This is a genomic window from Sediminihabitans luteus, assembly GCF_002797595.1.
GTDB classification, from domain to species: domain Bacteria; phylum Actinomycetota; class Actinomycetes; order Actinomycetales; family Cellulomonadaceae; genus Paraoerskovia; species Paraoerskovia lutea.
The window spans coordinates 799,802-817,742 of sequence record NZ_PGFE01000002.1 but is presented as its reverse complement, the minus strand read 5'-3'; the positions used below and the strand labels follow the sequence as shown (position 1 = coordinate 817,742).

Annotated in this window: 13 protein-coding genes; all 13 read left to right on the top strand. The window is 75.9% G+C overall.

The annotated features are described in order from the left end of the window. The first annotated feature begins 1,376 nt into the window (after window positions 1-1,376). The 13 genes from CLV28_RS09655 to CLV28_RS15675 all read left to right on the top strand — a co-directional run bounded on the left by CLV28_RS09655 (window position 1,377) and on the right by CLV28_RS15675 (window position 17,938). Complete coding sequence (locus CLV28_RS09655) at window positions 1,377-2,261, top strand: tetratricopeptide repeat protein (RefSeq protein WP_100423040.1); 885 nt, start codon at window positions 1,377-1,379, stop codon at window positions 2,259-2,261. Further along, window positions 2,258-3,298, top strand: a complete 1,041-nt coding sequence (locus CLV28_RS09650) for an HAD-IIA family hydrolase (RefSeq protein ID WP_100423039.1) — start codon at window positions 2,258-2,260, stop codon at window positions 3,296-3,298. Before CLV28_RS09655 ends, CLV28_RS09650 begins: the two co-directional genes overlap by 4 nt. Window positions 3,299-3,371: 73 nt before the next feature. Continuing rightward, the gene (locus tag CLV28_RS09645; protein ID WP_157802581.1) at window positions 3,372-3,590 is read left to right on the top strand and encodes a hypothetical protein; all 219 of its coding nucleotides are present in this window, start codon (window positions 3,372-3,374) and stop codon (window positions 3,588-3,590) included. Then, window positions 3,590-4,573 carry a TlyA family RNA methyltransferase gene (locus CLV28_RS09640; protein ID WP_100423037.1) on the top strand — a complete coding sequence of 328 codons (984 nt, stop codon included), beginning with the start codon at window positions 3,590-3,592 and terminating at the stop codon, window positions 4,571-4,573. Before CLV28_RS09645 ends, CLV28_RS09640 begins: the two co-directional genes overlap by 1 nt. Further along, on the top strand, window positions 4,570-5,529 hold the full coding sequence (locus tag CLV28_RS09635) for an NAD kinase (RefSeq protein ID WP_100423036.1): 960 nt from the start codon (window positions 4,570-4,572) through the stop codon (window positions 5,527-5,529). The genes CLV28_RS09640 and CLV28_RS09635 overlap by 4 nt, the downstream gene beginning before the upstream one ends. Beyond that, entirely contained in the window at window positions 5,526-7,247 is a 1,722-nt protein-coding gene (gene recN / locus CLV28_RS09630) for a DNA repair protein RecN (protein ID WP_100423142.1), read from the top strand. The genes CLV28_RS09635 and recN overlap by 4 nt, the downstream gene beginning before the upstream one ends. A gap of 19 nt (window positions 7,248-7,266) precedes the next feature. Further along, the gene (gene steA, locus CLV28_RS09625; protein ID WP_100423035.1) at window positions 7,267-8,448 is read left to right on the top strand and encodes a putative cytokinetic ring protein SteA; all 1,182 of its coding nucleotides are present in this window, start codon (window positions 7,267-7,269) and stop codon (window positions 8,446-8,448) included. 74 nt (window positions 8,449-8,522) lie between these two features. Further along, on the top strand, window positions 8,523-9,554 hold the full coding sequence (locus CLV28_RS09620) for a copper transporter (protein WP_100423034.1): 1,032 nt from the start codon (window positions 8,523-8,525) through the stop codon (window positions 9,552-9,554). Between the two features lie 2 nt (window positions 9,555-9,556). After that, on the top strand, window positions 9,557-10,426 hold the full coding sequence (locus CLV28_RS09615; RefSeq protein WP_100423033.1) for a hypothetical protein: 870 nt from the start codon (window positions 9,557-9,559) through the stop codon (window positions 10,424-10,426). After that, window positions 10,423-12,069 carry a murein biosynthesis integral membrane protein MurJ gene (gene murJ, locus CLV28_RS09610; RefSeq protein WP_239073338.1) on the top strand — a complete coding sequence of 549 codons (1,647 nt, stop codon included), beginning with the start codon at window positions 10,423-10,425 and terminating at the stop codon, window positions 12,067-12,069. Before CLV28_RS09615 ends, murJ begins: the two co-directional genes overlap by 4 nt. A gap of 81 nt (window positions 12,070-12,150) precedes the next feature. Beyond that, window positions 12,151-13,821 carry a CTP synthase gene (locus tag CLV28_RS09605; protein ID WP_100423032.1) on the top strand — a complete coding sequence of 557 codons (1,671 nt, stop codon included), beginning with the start codon at window positions 12,151-12,153 and terminating at the stop codon, window positions 13,819-13,821. Beyond that, window positions 13,818-14,483 carry an NUDIX domain-containing protein gene (locus tag CLV28_RS09600; protein WP_100423031.1) on the top strand — a complete coding sequence of 222 codons (666 nt, stop codon included), beginning with the start codon at window positions 13,818-13,820 and terminating at the stop codon, window positions 14,481-14,483. The genes CLV28_RS09605 and CLV28_RS09600 overlap by 4 nt, the downstream gene beginning before the upstream one ends. Next, on the top strand, window positions 14,480-17,938 hold the full coding sequence (locus tag CLV28_RS15675) for an ATP-binding protein (protein ID WP_100423030.1): 3,459 nt from the start codon (window positions 14,480-14,482) through the stop codon (window positions 17,936-17,938). The genes CLV28_RS09600 and CLV28_RS15675 overlap by 4 nt, the downstream gene beginning before the upstream one ends. The last annotated feature ends 3 nt before the right edge of the window (window positions 17,939-17,941 follow it).

Here is a 17,941-nt window from a genome sequence, read left to right as displayed (position 1 = left end):
CGCCGATGGTACTGCCCTGGAGACGGGGTGGGAGAGTAGGACGCCGCCGGACAACCATTCACCAAAGGCCCACCCCACACGGGGTGGGCCTTTGGCATACCCCCACACACCACCACCCACCGCGCCTGTCGCGGATTCCGCCCGGCGGCGGATGGTGAGGTGCTTCCTCCCACGCCTTCGTGGGACGATGGTGAGACAACTGACGAGAGGAATCCACGGTGAACGAGAGCTCACGTCGCGGTCGCGACGGCAGGAGCGAGGGCGATCGGCCCGACGAGCAGCCTCGGACGTACGGAGAGCGCCGAGGCGCGCCCCGGTCCGGTTCCTCCTCCGCTGGCCGCTCCGACCGCCGACCGCCGGCGTCCGACGGGCGTGGGGACCAGCAGCGCAGAGACGGTCAGCGCGGCGATGGCTCTCGCAGCTCTGGCGCCGGCGAGTCTCGCAACTATGGCGGGCGTCGTGACGACAACCGCTCCAGCGCACCGCGCTCGGGCAGCCGTGACGACCGGCCCCGGTACGGAGCAGACCGTCCGCGTGATGACCGCCAGCGTGACGACCGGCCCCGGTACGGGTCCGACCGACCGCGCGACGACCGTTCTCGTGACGACCGCGGCGACCGGCGTCCGCCCGCACGCGACGGCCAGCGCCCCGACGGCGCACGCAGCTACGGAAGCTCCGGCCGCGACGACACGCGCAGCTACGGCGGACGTCGCGACGACAACCGCTCGAGCGCACCGCGCTCCGGCGGCCGTGACGACCGGCCCCGGTACGGGTCCGACCGCCCGCGTGATGACCGCCAGCGTGACGGCCGGGCGCGGTACGGGTCCGACCGCCCGCGTGACGAGCGTTCCCGTGACGACCGCGGCGACCGGCGTCCGCCCGCACGCGACGGCCAGCGCCCCGACGGCGCACGCAGCTACGGAAGCTCCGGCCGCGACGACACGCGCAGCTACGGCGGACGTCGCGACGACAACCGCTCCAGCGCACCGCGCTCCGGCGGACGCGACGACCGGCCGCGGTACGGGTCCGACCGCCCGCGTGATGACCGCCCGCGTGACGACCGGACGCGGTACGGGTCCGACCGCCCGCGTGATGACCGCCAGCGCGACGAGCGGCCTCGGTACGGGTCGGACCGACCGCGCGACGAGCGTTCGCGCGACGACCGCGGCGACCGGCGTCCGCCCGCACGCGACGGCCAGCGCCCCGACGGCGCACGCAGTTACGGAAGCTCCGGCCGCGACGACACCCGTAGCTATGGCGGGCGTCGCGACGACAACCGCTCCAGCGCACCGCGCTCCGGCGGCCGTGACGACCGGCCCCGGTACGGGGCCGACCGCCCGCGTGACGAGCGTTCCCGCGACGACCGCCCTGCACGCGTGCCGGGCGGTCCGGGGTTCGAGCGCCGCGACGACCGTCCTGTCGAGCCGGACGTCCCGGAGACGGTGACGTGGCAGGACCTGGACCGTGACGTCCGCGGTCGCCTGCGCACGCTCTCCAAGGCGAACGCGGAGCAGGTGGGCGCCCACCTCGTCATGGCCGGGCGGCTCATCGACACGGACCCGGAGCTCGCCTACGAGCACGCGCAGGCCGCGGTGCGGCGTGCTGGTCGTGTCGACGTCGTGCGTGAGGCCGCGGGTCTCGCGGCGTACCAGACGGGACGTTACGCGGAGGCCCTGCGCGAGCTGCGCACGGTCCGCCGGCTCAACGGCTCGTCGGAGCACCTGCCGATCATGGCCGACGCGGAGCGTGGCCTCGGCCGACCCGAGCGCGCGATCGCGCTCAGCGTCTCGGACGAGGCGAGCACGCTCGACGCGGACGGTCGCGCGGAGCTCTCGATCGTCGTCAGCGGCGCACGGTCCGACCTCGGCGAGCACGAGGCGGCACTGGCGGTGCTCGACGCGATCACCGGCGTGACGGGCGAGCTGTCGGCGCGCGTCGCGCAGGCCCGCGCCGGCGTGCTCGAGGCTCTCGGGCGCCCGGACGAGGCAGCAGCGGTGCTCGCCGGCATCGACCCGCGCTACGTGGAGCCGGACGACGCGGACGACGTCGTCGTGTTCGACCTCACGGAGGAGTCCGAGGAGTCCGAGGAGTCGGAGGACGACGACGAGCCCGTGGAGAACACGGTGGAGTCCGACACGCTGGAGTCCGACGTGGTGGAGCCTGACGGCGGCGCGGACGACGCGGACAACGGGCCCGACGAGGCGCAGAGCACCTCCGCGGACGGGACGGTCGCGGCCGAGTCGCCGGAGGATCGCGCGTGAGCGCCCCGGGCGGCACCGGGCTTCTCGCCTGCGACGTCCCCCTCGCGCAGCGGTACGGGCTCGCGCTCGTCGACCTGGACGGTGTCGCCTACCGCGGACCGGACCCGATCGAGCACGCGTCGCAGGGCCTGGTCGACGCGCGCGACGCCGGGATGCGTCTCGTCTTCGTGACGAACAACGCCTCCCGGGAGCCTGAGCAGGTCGCCGACCAGCTCACGGGTCTCGGGATCCCGACGGGGCCCGACGAGGTCATGACCGCCGCGCAGGCGTGCGCGGCGCTGCTGACGACGCGCCTCGCGCCGGGCGCCCGCGTGCTCGTGGTGGGCGGTGCGGGGCTCCGCACCGCGGTGACCGCGGCGGGCTTCCAGGTCGTGAGCTCGGCGGACGACGAGCCCGAGGCCGTCGCGCAGGGCTTCTCGCCCGAGCTCGGGTGGACCGACCTGGCGGAGGCCGCGTTCGCGGTCGAGCGGGGTGCCTGGCACGTCGCGAGCAACCTCGACCTGTCGCTGCCGCAGGCGCGCGGGTTCGCCCCCGGCAACGGGTCGTTGGTCGCCGCGGTCCAGGCCGCGACGGGCGTGGTCCCGGACAGCGCGGGCAAGCCGTCGCCCACCATGTACCGCCTCGCGGTCGAGCGTGCGGGCGCGACCGAGGCCCTCGTGATCGGTGACCGGCTCGACACCGACCTCGCGGGCGCACGCTCGGGCGGGTACCCGGGGCTGCACGTGCTCACGGGTGTCAGCTCGGCGCGGGACGCCGTGCTTGCGGTGCCGGGCGAGCGGCCGCACTTCCTCGGCGCGGACCTGCGCGCGCTGCACGTCGCGCACCCCGCGCCCGTGCAGGGCCCGGACGGATGGTGGGAGTGCCGCGGTCAGACCGCCCGTGTGAGCGACGGGAGGCTCGAGCTCGCCGACCACCCCGGGGCCACCGACGTGCTCGATCTCGCACGGGCGGCGTGCGCCGCCGTCTGGTCGGCGGTCGACGCCGGGGAGACCGTGGACGCCGACACGGTGCCGGAACTCCCCGTGGGAAGCGACTGAACGCACGCCCCGAGCGGGTAGCGTGGATCCCTGCGGCGACCCGACGTCCGCGACCGAACCACGGAGGACCCCGATGAGTGCTGACCCGAGCGGCGCCGTGCCCGCCGGCCCGGTGCCGACGCCGGCGAGTCTTGCCGCGCGCCGGGCGCCCGAGGGGGCCGACGGCGTCGACGTCGAGACGCTCTGCGCCGGGATCGACGGCGTGCGCGACCTGCCCGCGGACGAGCAGGTCGCGGTCTTCGAGGCGGTGCACGCGCGCCTCGAGTCGGCGCTCACGGACGCGGACGGCTGATGGGTGCGGCACGGGTCGACGTCGAGCTCGTGCGCCGCGGCCTGGCCCGGTCGCGCGGGCGCGCCGCGGCGCTCGTCGCGCAGGGAGCGGTGACCGTCGACGGCCGGGTGGTGGGCAAGCCGTCGGTCACGGTGGACGGCGCCCAACGGCTCGAGGTCGTCGGTGGCCCCGCCGAGCAGTTCGCCTCGCGCGCGGGGTTCAAGCTCGACGCGGTGCTCGACGCGCTCGCGGGCCGTCCCGCGCTCGAGGTCCCCGTGCACGGTGCCTGGTGCCTCGACCTGGGTGCGTCGACGGGCGGCTTCACCGACGTGCTGCTGCGCCGCGGCGCGGCCCACGTGGACGCGGTCGACGTGGGGCACGACCAGCTCGTGCCGGCGCTGCGCGCCGACCCGCGCGTCGGCGTCCACGAGGGCGTGAACGCACGCGAGCTCGACCCGGCGACGCTCGCAGCCCCGCCGACGGTCGTCGTCGCCGACCTCTCCTTCATCTCCCTGACGCTCGTGCTGCCCGCCGTCGCGCCCGCGGTGGCGGACGGCGCGCACGTCCTCGTGATGGTCAAGCCGCAGTTCGAGGTGGGTCGGGAACGGCTCGGCAGCGGGGGAGTCGTGCGCGACCCGGCGCTGCACGTCGTGGCCGTCACCGACGTCGCGGCGTGCGCGCAGGACCTCGGGCTCGAGGTGCGTGCGGTCGTGCCGAGCCCGCTGCCGGGGCCGAGCGGCAACCGCGAGTTCTTCCTCGTGCTGAGGGCTGGAGGAGCCCGTGCGTCGTCCGACGCGGTGCGCACTGCCGTCACGGACGCGGTGCGCTGGCAACCCGTCGCCGTCCCTGACGGCGAACGCCCGGCGGACCCGCCCGTCGTGCCGGTCGAGGACGCGAACGTGACGGACGCGACGGTGACGGTCGCGGCGGGGGACGACGACGTCGTCCGGGACGCGCACGGCACCAGCAGGACCACGCACGACGACCGGACGGAGGAGCAGTGACACGACGGGTACTCATCGTCACGCACGGTGGCCGGGAGACCGCGGTCGCCGCGGCCCGGGAGGCCGCGCGCGAGCTCGAGGCCGTGGGCTTCGCGGTCTCGCTGCACGACGACGACCTCGCCGAGGGCTTCGGCCCCGAGGGCGAGGAGATCGAGGTCGTGCGTGACAAGGAGCGCGTCGAGGAGTCCGAGGTCGTGCTCGTGATGGGCGGCGACGGGACGCTGCTGCGCGCGGCCGAGCTCACGCACGGGACGGACGTCCCGCTGCTCGGCGTGAACCTGGGGCACGTCGGGTTCCTCGCCGAGAGCGACCGGGACGACCTGCGCACCACGGTGCAGCGGCTCGCGGCGTGCGACTACACGGTCGAGGAGCGCGGCACGATCGACGTGACCGTGCACCTGCCCGAGGGCGGGGAGCCGGTGCGCGGCTGGGCGCTCAACGAGGCGACGGTCGAGAAGGCGTCGCGCGAGCGCATGATCGAGGTCGCGGTCGAGGTCGACGGCCGGCCGATGTCGTCGTTCGGGTGCGACGGCGTCGTCATGTCGACCGCGACCGGCTCGACCGCGCACGCGTTCTCCGCGGGCGGGCCCGTCGTGTGGCCCGACGTCGACGCGATGCTGCTCGTGCCGATCTCGGCGCACGCGCTGTTCGCACGACCTGTCGTCGTGGGCCCGCGCAGCGTGCTCGCGGTCGAGGTCGCCACGACGTCGTCCTCGCCGGGCGTGCTCATGTGCGACGGGCGCCGGCAGATCGACCTGCCCGTGGGGTCGCGCGTCGAGGTGCGTCGGTGCCCGGACCCGATCCGGCTCGCGCGACTGAGCGCGGCGCCGTTCACCGACCGGCTCGTGTCGAAGTTCTCGCTGCCCGTGGTGGGGTGGCGCGGCGGCACCGCGCGCTCGGCGCTGACCGGCGGGTCGACGAGCAGCACCACCGACGAGGAGGGGAGCCGGGCGTGATCGAGGAGATCAGCATCCGCGACCTGGGCGTGATCCGGTCGGCGACCGTGCCGCTGCACCCGGGCCTGACGGTCATCACCGGCGAGACCGGTGCGGGCAAGACCATGCTCCTGACGGGCCTCGGCCTGCTCATGGGCGGCAAGGCGGACCCCGCGTCGGTGCGCCCGGGCTCGTCGACGGCGGTCGTGGAGGGCCGCATGCACCTGCCCGAGGGGTCGGCCGCGCTCGAGCGCGTGCTCGACGCGGGCGGTGCGCTCGACGACGACGGGTCGGTCGTGGTCGCGCGCTCGGTCGCGGCCGAGGGCCGCTCGCGCGCGCACCTCGGCGGGCGCTCGGTGCCGCAGGCCGTCCTGGCGGACGTCGCGGCCGACCTCGTGACCGTGCACGGGCAGTCCGACCAGGTGCGGTTGCGCACGCCGAGCCGCCAGCGCGCAGCGCTCGACGAGTTCGCGGGCCCGGCGCACGCCGCCGTGCTCGAGGAGTACCGCGCGTCGTGGGCCGAGCGCGTGCAGCTCGTGCGCGAGATCGACGAGCTCACGGCCCGCGCGCAGGAGCGCGCGCACGAGGCCGAGCTCCTGCGCCTCGGCCTCGCGGAGGTCGAGCGCGTCGACCCGCAGCCGGGCGAGGACGTCGAGCTGCAGGGCGTCGTGGCACGGCTCGGGCACGCCGAGGAGCTGCGCGGTGCGGCCACGCTCGCGCACGGCGCGCTCGTGGGGGACGACAGCGGCGAGCCGCAGGAGACCGCGCTCGTCGCGGTCGACCGCGCCCGGCGCGCGCTCGAGCAGGCCGCGGGCACCGACCCGGCGCTCGGTGCGCTCGCGCAGCGCGTCGCGGAGGTCGAGATCGCGCTCGGGGACGTGGCGTCCGACGTCGCCGCCTACCAGGGCGAGCTCGACGCCGACCCGGCCCGGCTCGAGCAGGCCCACGCCCGGCTCGCGGAGCTCACGGCGCTGGCGCGCGCCCACGGCGGGGACGTCGAGACCGTCCTGGTCTGGTCGCGCGACGCCGGGCTGCGGCTGCTCGAGCTCGACGACGACGGCGAGCACCTGCGGGCGATGACGCAACGCGCGGAGGCGCTCGGTGCGACCCTCGACACCCTCGCGGCGCGGCTGACCGAGGCGCGGACGGCGGCCGCGGAGCGGCTGGGTGCCGCGGTCTCGGCCGAGCTCGACGGCCTCGCGATGACCGGCGCGCGCCTCGTGGTCGACGTCGATCCCGCCGAGGAGGCCGGCGCGTGGGGCGCGGACACCGTCACGATGTCGCTCGTCCCGCACCCGGGCGCGCCCGCCCGTGCGCTGGGCAAGGGGGCCTCGGGCGGTGAGCTCTCGCGCGTGATGCTCGGGATCGAGGTCGCGCTCGCGTCGTCCGAGTCGGCGGGCGGGTCGTCGACGTTCATCTTCGACGAGGTCGACGCGGGCGTGGGCGGGCGCGCCGCCGTCGAGGTCGGACGTCGCCTGGCGGCGCTCGCGCGGCACGCGCAGGTCGTGGTCGTGACGCACCTCGCGCAGGTCGCGGCGTTCGCCGACAGCCAGCTCGTGGTCTCGAAGGCGTCCGCGAGCTCGGACGACGGCGGCCCGACGACCGTGACGGGCGTGAGCGCCGTCACAGGGGACGATCGCGTCGCCGAGCTCGCGCGGATGCTCTCAGGGCAGGCGGACTCGTCCGTCGCCCGCCAGCACGCGCTCGAGCTCCTCGAGGTGTCGGTCGGTGCGCGCTGACGTGGGACGATAGGGACCGATGAGACTCACACTGCGGAGGAACACGACGCCGCCCACCGAGCCGGGCATCCACGGCACGGCCAAGGTGGACCGTCGGACCAAGGGGCTGACCAAGCGGCTGAACGCCGGCGACGTCGCCGTGATCGACCACGTCGACATCGACCGGGTCGCGGCCGACGCGCTCGTGTCCGCGGGGCCCGCGGTCGTGCTCAACGCCGCCCGGTCGAGCTCGGGACGCTACCCGAACCTGGGCCCCGAGATCCTGGTCGAGGCGGGCGTCGTGCTCGTCGACGACCTGGGCGACGCCGTCATGTCGATCGCCGAGGGCAAGTCGGTGCGCGTCGACGGCCCGCGCGTGTACGTCGGTGACACGCTCGTGGCCGAGGGCACGGTGCAGACGCCGGAGACCGTCGCGCAGGACCTCGAGACCGCGCGCGAGGGGCTCTCGGACGAGATCGAGCGCTTCGCGGAGAACACGCTCGACTACCTGCGTCGCGAGCGGGACCTGCTGCTCGACGGCGTCGGCGTGCCCGACGTGTCGACGCCGCTGGACGGACGGCACGTGCTCATCGTCGTCCGCGGCTACCACTACCGCGAGGACCTCGCGACGCTCCGCCCGTACATCGCCGACTACAAGCCTGTGCTCATCGGCGTGGACGGCGGCGCCGACGCGATCATCGACGCGGGCTGGAAGCCCGACATGATCGTCGGCGACATGGACTCGGTCTCGGACCGCGCGCTCTCGAGCGGCGCGGAGATCGTGGTGCACGCCTACCGCGACGGCAACGCGCCCGGGCTCGAGCGCGTGCGCGACCTCGGCGTCGACCCCATCGTGTTCCCCGCGACCGGCACGAGCGAGGACATCGCGATGCTGCTCGCCGACGACGCGGGTGCCGAGGTCATCGTGGCCGTCGGGACGCACGCGACGCTCGTGGAGTTCCTCGACAAGGGACGCGCGGGCATGGCCTCGACGTTCCTCACGCGCCTGCGGGTCGGCGGCAAGCTCGTCGACGCCAAGGGCGTCTCGCGGCTGTACCGGCAGCGGATCTCCAACCTGCAGCTCGTGCTGCTCTCGCTCGCGGGGCTCTTCGCGGTGGTCATGGCGCTCATGGCGACCGCCGCGGGCCAGACGTTCTTCGGGGTCATGGGCGCGCGCCTGGACGACCTCTGGTCCTGGATCGGCGGTCTGTTCACCGGCTGACGACCGCACCGACCGACCCGCACCCGCGCGACGACGACGCCCGCCGCGCCCCGAACGAAGGATCCCTCCGCTCCGTGATCGACTTCCGGTACCACATCGTCTCGCTCATCTCCGTGTTCCTCGCGCTCGCGGTCGGCATCATTCTGGGCGCCGGCCCGCTCAAGGGACCCATCGGCGACCAGCTGACCGGTCAGGTCGAGCAGCTGCGCGACGAGCGCAACCAGCTGCGCGACGAGCTCGACACCGCGAACGGCCAGCTCGACGACGCGAACGCGTACGTCGTCGCCGCGGGTCCGGCGCTCGTCGACGGATCGCTCGAGGGGCGCACGGTCGCGGTCGTGGGCCTCGGCGACCTCGACGACGAGCGCTACGCGCCGATCGCCAAGCAGCTCGACGCGGCCGGTGCGACGGTCAGCGCCCGCGTCGACACGACCGAGACGTGGGTCTCGCAGGACGACGAGTCGTTCCGCAAGGTCGTCGCCGACGGCATCGCGGACACGCTCGGCTCGGGCGCCGACGACTCGTCGGCGACGGCGCTCTCGCAGGCGCTCGTGATCGCGCTCACCGGCGCCGACGAGCTCGACCCGACGCAGCGCTCCGCCGACGCGTCGTCCCTCCAGGACGTGCTCGTGCGCGGCGACCTCGTGTCGGTCGTCGACGAGCCGACCGCGCCCGCCGACGTCGTGCTCTTCGTCGCACCGCCCGCCCCGGCGCCCGAGCCCGAGGCGGACGCGGACGCGGCTCCGACCGAGACGGACGCCCCCGCGGAGACCGACGACTACCCGATCGACATCGAGCTCGAGCTGCCCGTCGCCGCCGCGGCCGCCGCCGACTCGGTCGTCGTGGCCGGCCCGACCCTGACCTCGGGCGACCTGGTCTCGCGCGTGCGCGACGACGAGCGGACGGCGACCACCGTCAGCACCGTGAGCGGCGTCGGCGAGACCGCGGGACAGATCAACGTGCCGCTCGCGCTCGCCGCAGGCGGGGCCGGGGAGGTCGGCCACTACGGCTTCGACGACGGGGCGACCGCCGTCATCCCGCCGGCCGTCGAGCCGGACGCCGGGGCCGAGGTCCCGGAGGGCACGCCGACCGAGGGCGAGGGCTGAGCGTGGCCCGGCGCGGGGCCGGCCGCACCCTCGCGGGAGCGGTCGTCGCGGCGGCGACCACGAGCACGGTGCGCGCGGCGTTCGCGGTGCGTGCACCCGGCGGCGCCGAGCGCTGGACCCGCACGAACCACCGGGGCGAGCCGATCAGCCTCCTCGAGGGGCCCGCGGTCGCCGCGGGTCTCGTCGCGGGTGCCGTGGCCGGCGCCCCCGACGCCCGTGCGGCCGTCGCGACCGCGATCGCGACGGGCGGGGCCGGGGCGTTCGGCCTCGTCGACGACCTCGCGGAGGACACCTCGACCCGCACCAAGGGCCTGCGCGGCCACCTGGGCGCTCTCGCCCACGGTCGGCTCACCACGGGTGGCCTCAAGGTGCTCGGCATCGGTGCCACCTCGCTCGTCGCCGCGGCCGTCGCGGCCCCGCGCCGGGAGCGCGCGGCCACGTCCGGCGTCGTGCGCGTCGCCGACGTCGTGCTCGACGGGGCGCTCGTCGCCGCGTCGGCGAACCTCGTGAACCTGCTCGACCTGCGTCCCGGGCGCGCGCTCAAGGCCACGGGCCTGGCCGCGCTGCCCGGACTCGGGTCGACCCAGACCGGCATCTCGGGCGCCGTGCTCGGTGCCGGCGCGGCCGCGGTGCGCGACGACCTGGGCGAGAAGGACATGCTCGGCGACGGCGGGGCGAACGCCCTCGGCGCGCTGCTGGGCACGCAGGCCGTCCTCGCCGCGCCGCGCCCGGTGCGGCTCGCGCTGCTCGCGGGTGTCGTCGGCCTCACGGTCGCGAGCGAGCGCGTGAGCTTCAGCGTCGTGATCGACCGGCAGCCTGTGCTGCGCGCCCTCGACACCTGGGGCAGGCGGCCCGCGGGGACCCGGGGGTGAGCCGCACCGCCCGCTGGGGTGCCGCGGCGGGCACGCTCGCCGGGGCCGCCGCGATGATCACCGCGGTCAACCTCGCGAGCAGGCTGCTCGGGTTCCTGCGGTCCGTCACGCAGGCGTCGCAGGTCGGCCCCGGCGTCGTCGGCGACACGTACCTCGCGGCGAACTCGCTGCCCAACGTGCTCTTCGAGGTCGCCGCGGGCGGGGCCCTCGCCGGGGCCGTCGTCCCGCTGCTGGCCGGACCGGTCGCCCGCCGCGCCCGCGTCGAGGCCTCGGGGATCGCGTCGGCGCTGCTGACCTGGGCGCTCGCGGTGCTCGTGCCACTCGGGGTGCTCGTCGCGCTGCTCGCCGGCCCCATCACGTCGCTGATCCCCGGCGTGGGCACGGGGGAGTCGGCCGAGCTCGCCGCGTACTTCCTGCGCGTCTTCGCGGTGCAGATCCCGCTCTACGGGGTCGGGATCGTGATGACGGGCGTGCTGCAGGCGCACCGGCGGTTCTTCTGGCCGGCCGCCGCGCCGATGTTCTCGTCGGTCGTGGTCATCGTCGCGTACCTGGTCTACGGGAGCCTCTCGGGCGGCACGGACGTGCCCCCCGACGAGGTGCCGCAGGCGGCGCTCGCGTGGCTCGCGTGGGGCACGACCGCGGGCGTCGCCGCGATGAGCCTGCCGCTCGTCGTGCCCGCGATGCGCACGGGCGTGCGCCTGCGGCTCACGCTCCGGTTCCCCGGGGGCGAGGGCGCCCGGGCGCGCGCGCTCGCGTTCGCGGGCATCGGCGCGCTGCTCGCGCAGCAGGCCTCGGTCGTCGCGATCATCGTGGCCGCCAACGGGTACGGCGACGCGGGCACCTACTCGGTGTTCGTGTACACGCAGACCGTGTACTTCCTGCCCTACGCGGTGCTCGCGATCCCGCTCGCCACGAGCGCGTTCCCGCGCCTGTCGGAGCGGGCCGCGGCGGGGGACCGGCCCGGGTACGCGCACCTGCTCGCGCTCACGACCCGGGGCCTGCTCACGGTCACGGCAGCGGGGGTCGCGGCGCTCGTCGCGGCGAGCGTCGCGGTCGAGGCGGCGTTCGCCGACTTCTCGGCCGGGTCGGTCGACGGGATGGCCCTGGGGGTGGCGACGATGGCGCCGGGGCTCGTCGGCTTCGCGCTGATCTTCCACCTGTCCCGCGCGCTGTACGCGATCGACCACGGTCGTGCGGCCGTGGTCGCCACGAGCATCGGCTGGGCCGTCGTCGCGGTCCTCGCCCTCGCGCTGCCCGCCGCGGCCGCCGAGCTCGACCCGCGCTACGGCACGCTCGTCTCGCTCGGCGTCGCGACCTCCGTCGGCATGGGCGTCGCGGGGGTCCTGCTCCTGCTGGCCGTACGCCGGCACGCGGGCCCCGGCTCGCTCGACGGGCTCGGGCGCACCGTGCCCGTGCTGGTGGTCGCGACGCTGCTCGGCGCGGGCCTCGGCTGGGCGCTCGACGCGTGGGCGCTGCCGTCGTCCGCCTCGCTCCTGGTCGCGGTGCTCGTCGGGCTCGGTGCGGCACTCGTGGCCGCCGGCGTCGTGCTCGGCGCCTCGGCGTTCGCCGACCGCGGCGCGCTCGCGTCGATCCTGCGCCCCGGCGCGCCCGCCGCGGACGGGTCGGTCGACGGGCCCCGCTGACCCGGGGTGCGACAGGGATCACCAGCGCGCCCGACCCTGATCACGGGACGGGACGCAGGGTCACTGTTAGCATGGAGTTCCGTGGCAGATCACCTTCTCAGAACCCCCGCCCACGGCGCCCGCGCCGATCACACGACGCGACACATCTTCGTCACCGGCGGCGTCGCCTCCTCGCTCGGGAAGGGACTCACGGCCTCGAGCCTCGGTCGCCTGCTGCGTTCGCGCGGCTTGCGCGTGACCATGCAGAAGCTCGACCCCTACCTCAACGTCGATCCCGGGACGATGAACCCGTTCCAGCACGGCGAGGTCTTCGTGACCGAGGACGGCGCCGAGACCGACCTCGACATCGGCCACTACGAGCGGTTCCTCGACGTCCCGCTCGAGGCCACCGCCAACGTGACGACCGGCCAGATCTACTCGCAGGTCATCGCCAAGGAGCGACGGGGCGAGTACCTCGGCGACACGGTCCAGGTCATCCCGCACATCACCGACGAGATCAAGCGGCGCATGCGCGCGCAGGCGTCCGACGACGTCGACGTGATCATCACCGAGGTTGGCGGGACCGTCGGGGACATCGAGTCGCTGCCCTTCCTCGAGGCGGCGCGCCAGGTGCGCCACGAGCTCGGCCGTGACGACGTGTTCTTCCTGCACGTCTCCCTCGTGCCCTACATCGGCCCGTCGGGCGAGCTCAAGACCAAGCCCACGCAGCACTCGGTCGCCGCGCTGCGGTCGATCGGCATCCAGCCCGACGCGCTCGTGCTGCGCGCCGACCGTGAGCTGCCGGTGTCGGTGCGCCGCAAGATCGCGCTCATGTGCGACGTCGACACCGAGGCCGTCGCGGCCGCGGTCGACTCGCCGAGCATCTACGACATCCCGCGCGTGCTGCACTCCGAGGGCCTCGACGCGTACGTCGTGCGCCGCCTCAACCTGCCGTTCCGCGACGTCGACTGGGACGGCTGGTCGCAGCTGCTTGAGCGCGTGCACCGCCCCGAGCACCGGGTCGAGATCGCGCTCGTCGGCAAGTACATCGACCTGCCCGACGCCTACCTGTCGGTCACCGAGGCGCTGCGGGCCGGCGGCTTCGCGAACGACGCCAAGGTCGTCATCCGCTGGGTCACCTCGGACGACTGCCAGACCATGGAGGGCGCGGAGGACGCGCTCGGCGGCGTCGACGCCGTCCTGGTGCCCGGAGGGTTCGGGGTGCGCGGCATCGAGGGCAAGCTCGGCGCCCTGCGCTGGGCCCGCGAGAAGCAGGTCCCCACGCTCGGCATCTGCCTCGGCCTGCAGTCGATGGTCATCGAGTACGCGCGCAACGTGCTCGGCATCGCGGACGCGTCGTCGACCGAGTTCGACCCCGACACCGAGCACCCCCTGATCGCGACCATGGAGGAGCAGCTCGCGTTCGTCGAGGGCCAGGGCGACCTGGGTGGCACCATGCGGCTGGGCGCGTACGACGCGGCGCTGACCCCCGGGTCCGTCGCGGCGACCGCCTACGGGTCGACGCTCGTCTCGGAGCGGCACCGGCACCGCTACGAGGTCAACAACCAGTACCGCGAGCAGCTCGAGGCGGCCGGCCTCGTCATCTCGGGCACCTCGCCCGACGGCTCGCTCGTCGAGTTCGTCGAGCTGCCGCGTGACGTGCACCCGTACTACGTGAGCACGCAGGCGCACCCCGAGTTCAAGTCGCGCCCGACGCACGCGCACCCGCTGTTCGCCGGGCTCGTCCAGGCGGCCATCGAGGCGCAGCAGTGACCGGTCCCGCGGTCCAGGACGTCGTCGCCCCGCGCCCGGTGCGCGGGCGCGACGTCCTGCACCGCGGGCACGTGTTCGACCTCGTCTCGGACGCGGTCGAGCTCGAGCCGGGCTCACCCGTGCGCCGCGACGTGATCGACCACCCGGGCGCCGTCGCGGTCGTCGTGCTCGACGACGACGAGCGCGTGCTCCTGCAGCGCCAGTACCGGCACCCGGTGCGGCGCGAGCTGTGGGAGCCGCCCGCGGGCCTGCTCGACGTCGTCGGTGAGGACGCGCGCGCCGCGGCCGAGCGTGAGCTCTTCGAGGAGGCCGACCTGCGTGCCGCCCGCTGGGACGTGCTGGTCGACTACCTCACGACCCCGGGCGCGTCGTCCGAGGCCGTGCGCGTGTTCCTCGCGCGCGACCTGAGCGAGGTGCCTGCGAACGAGCGGCACGAGCGCGAGGACGAGGAGAAGGACATGCCCGCGCGCTGGGTCCCGCTCGACGAGGCGGCGGACGCCGTGCTCGCGGGCCACGTCCACAACCCCTCGGCCGTCGTCGGGATCCTCGCGGCCGTGCGCTCGCGGTCGCTCGGCTGGTCGACGCTCCGTCCGGCCGACGCGCCCTGGCCCGAGCGGCGCAGCCAGGTCATGGCCGACGCCGCGGGAGACCTGCCGGGGTGACCGACGACGGCGCCCGCCCGGCGCCTGCCGTCGCGGTCCTCGGGCCGGTCGCGGTCCGTACGCCCGCCGGCCTCGTCCCGGTGCCGGGCGAACGCTCGCGGGCCCTGCTCGTGGCGCTCGCGCTCCGGGACGGCGGCACGGTCGGCGTCGGCGCGCTCGTCGACGACCTGTGGCCGGACGCACGGCCCGACGACCCGCGAGCGGCGCTGCAGAACGTCGTCGCGCGCGTGCGCCGCGTGGCGCCGTGCGTGCGGACGGTCGCGGGCGGCTACGCGCTCGCGGGCGGCTCCGACCTCGCGCTCGCGCGGCAGGGGCGGGCCGACGCCGGCCGAGCCCTCGACCTCGACGACCCGGGTGCGGCGCTCGTGAGCGCCGAGACCGCGCTCGCCCTGTGGCGCGGGGAGCCCGGGGGCGACCTCGGCGGCGAGCTCGGCGCCGAGCTCGCGCGCGCCGCAGGACACCTGCACGGCGCGCTCCGACGGACGCGGGTCCGCGCGCTCGTCGCGCTGGGCCGCGCGCCCGAGGCCGTCGCCGAGGCGGACGCGCTCAGCGCCGCGGTGCCGAGCGACGAAGACGCCGCCCTCGACGCGATGCGCGCGCACGCCGCCGCGGGCCGCACGGGAGACGCGCTGCGCGTGTTCGCCCGGCTCCGCGAGGCGCTCGCCGACGAGCTCGGCACCGACCCCGGCCCCGCAGCGCGGGCCGAGCACGCCCGGCTCCTGGCGGCGGACGACGTCCCTGCCCCCGCGGCGAGCACGCGCGGTCGCGTCGTGGGCGTGCGCGCCGCCCCCAACGCGCTCGTCGGACGCGACACGGACCTCGCGGGCGTCACCACCGAGCTCGGTCGCGGCCGACTCGTCACGGTGCTCGGACCGGGCGGGCTCGGCAAGACGCGCCTCGTGCAGGCGGTCGCCGCCCGCGAGAGCGCGCACCGACCGCTCGTCGTCGTCGTCGAGCTCGCGAGCGTGCGCGCCGACGCCGACGTCGAGCACGCCGTGGCCGCCGCGCTCGGCGTGCGCGAGACCGCCGCGACCACCCGGATCGGCGACCAGATCCCGCGCGTCGACCTGCACGGGCGTGTGCTCGCGGCGCTCGACGTGCCCGGCACGCTCGTCGTGCTCGACAACTGCGAGCACGTCGTCGACGGCGTCGCACGGTGGGTCGACGACGTGCTGGCGCTGACCCCCGCGAGCGTGCTGACCACGAGCCGCGCGCCGCTCGGGCTCGGGGCCGAGGTCGTGCACCCGCTGCCGCCGCTGCGCAGCACCGACGGGACCGGGCCCGGCCCCGCGGTCGAGCTGTTCGAGCAGCGCGCCCGCGCGGCGCGTCCCGACGTCGAGCTCCCGCGCGACGTCGTGCGCCGGCTGTGCGACCGGCTCGACGGGCTCCCGCTCGCGATCGAGCTCGCCGCCGCGCGCGTGCGGTCCCTGTCGGTCGTGGAGGTCGAACGGCGGCTCGCGACCCGGTTCGCGCTGCTGACCTCGGTCGATCGTGCCGCGCCCGCGCGCCACCGCACGCTCGAGGCCGTGATCGACTGGAGCTGGAACCTCCTCGACGACGCCGAGCGGACCGCGCTGCGACGGCTCGCGGCGCTGCCCGACGCGTTCGGTCTCGACACGGCGTGCGCTCTCGACCTCGGTGCGCACGACCTCGGTGCGCACGACCACGGTGGGCAGGCTGACGAACTCGCGGTGCTCGCGGTGCTCGACGGGCTCGTCGCGCAGTCGATGCTCACCGTCCAGGACGGCGAGGCCGCGGTCGGCACGCGCTACCGCATGCTCGAGACCGTGCGCGAGTTCGGGCTGCTGCGGCTCGCCGACGCGGGCGAGCAGCAGGCGGTGCGCGACGCCGCCGAGGCCTGGGCCGCACACCTGGCCGAGTCGCTGCTCGCGGACTTCTGGGGACCCCGGCAGCTCGCGGCGCTGCGCCGCGTGCACGTCGAGCGTGACAACCTCGGGCAGGCGCTGCGCTGGGCGATCGCCGACGAGCGTCCCGACGCCGCCGTGCGCGTCTACGCGCTGCTCGCGCGGTACTGGCTCATGCGCAGCGCGGTCGGCGAGATGGCCGAGGTCGCGCTCGACGTCACCGACGCGCTCGCGGGCACGACGCTCACGGGCGCGGACGCCGCGTGGTCGGTCTGGGCGCTCATGGTCGGCGGGTCCCCGCTCGGGGCCGTCATGGACGCCTCGCGGTCGGCGCGCGCGCACGCCCGCCTGCGCGGGCTCCTGCGGCGGGACCGCGCCGAGGCCGTGCTGACACCCGCGGGCCGGGTCTACGCGCGGTTCGTCGAGGCCGCGACCAGCGAGCCGACGGACTTCGCGGGCGCGGTCGGCGTGCTGCGGTCGGGCGACGGGTGGAGCCTCGCGATGGTCGCCGACCTCCTCGCGTCGCAGCTCGCGGAGAACGAGGGCCGGATCGCCGACGCGGTCGAGCTCGCACGCCGGGCCCGCACGGTCGCGACCGACCACGCGGACGCGTGGGGCGCGGCGGCGGCGGCGCAGTCGCTCGCCGAGCTGCACGCGCAGCACGACGAGCCCGCGCAGGCGTTGCACTGGTCGGCCACGGCCCGCGCGGGGCTGTCCGCGTTCGACGCCGCACCGTTCCTGCTCCAGCTCGAGGCGGTCGACGCGGGCGCGCTCACGGCGCTCGGGCGTCTCGACGAGGCCGCGGCGCTGTGCGAGCGGATGGTCGCGACGCCCGACGGGGCGCCGACCGAGGCGGCGGGCCGGAGCGCGGACGAGTCGATGTACAGCCCGGCGGACCGTCGGACCGCGGGTCTCGTCGGGCTCGCCCAGGTCGCGTTCGCGCGCGGGGACGCGGCGGCGGCGCTCGCGCTGTCGCAGCGCGCGATCGACGAGGTGCGTGCCCAGCGTGAGCGCGGGGGCTTCCAGGCGCGGATCCTGCACTGCGCGTCGCGGCTCGCGATCGCCGTCCTGTCACCCGGTGTCACGGCGCCCGGTGTCGCGGCGCTCGGTGTCTCTGCGCCCGGTGCCACGGCGTCCGGTGTCACGGCGTCCGGTGCCACGGTGCCCGGTGTCTCTGCGCCCGGTGTCCTGTCGCCCGGTGTCTCTGCGCCCGGTGCCACGTCGTCGCACGAACGTGAGGCCTGGGCGCGCGACCTGCGGGCCCGCACGCGCGCGGTGCTGCGCGCCGGTCGCGGATTCACCGACCGTCCGGTGCTCGGGGCGGCGGCGCTCGTGCTCGGCACGTACCTGTGGTCGTCGCCCGGGATCGGCCGCGTCGACGACGGGCTCGAGCTGCTCGGGATCGCGGAGGTGCTGACGTCGCGCGAGGACTGGCTCGCGGTGCGCCGCGAGCGTCACCGTGCGGCGGCGCTCGCGGCGACGTCGGCCGACGCGGTGCGGGCGGGGCTGGGGAGGGCGCGCGAGCTCCCGGACCCGGTCGCCCGGGTCCGGGAGCTGCTGGAGACCGGCCCGTGGGGGCCGGCGGCCTGAGCC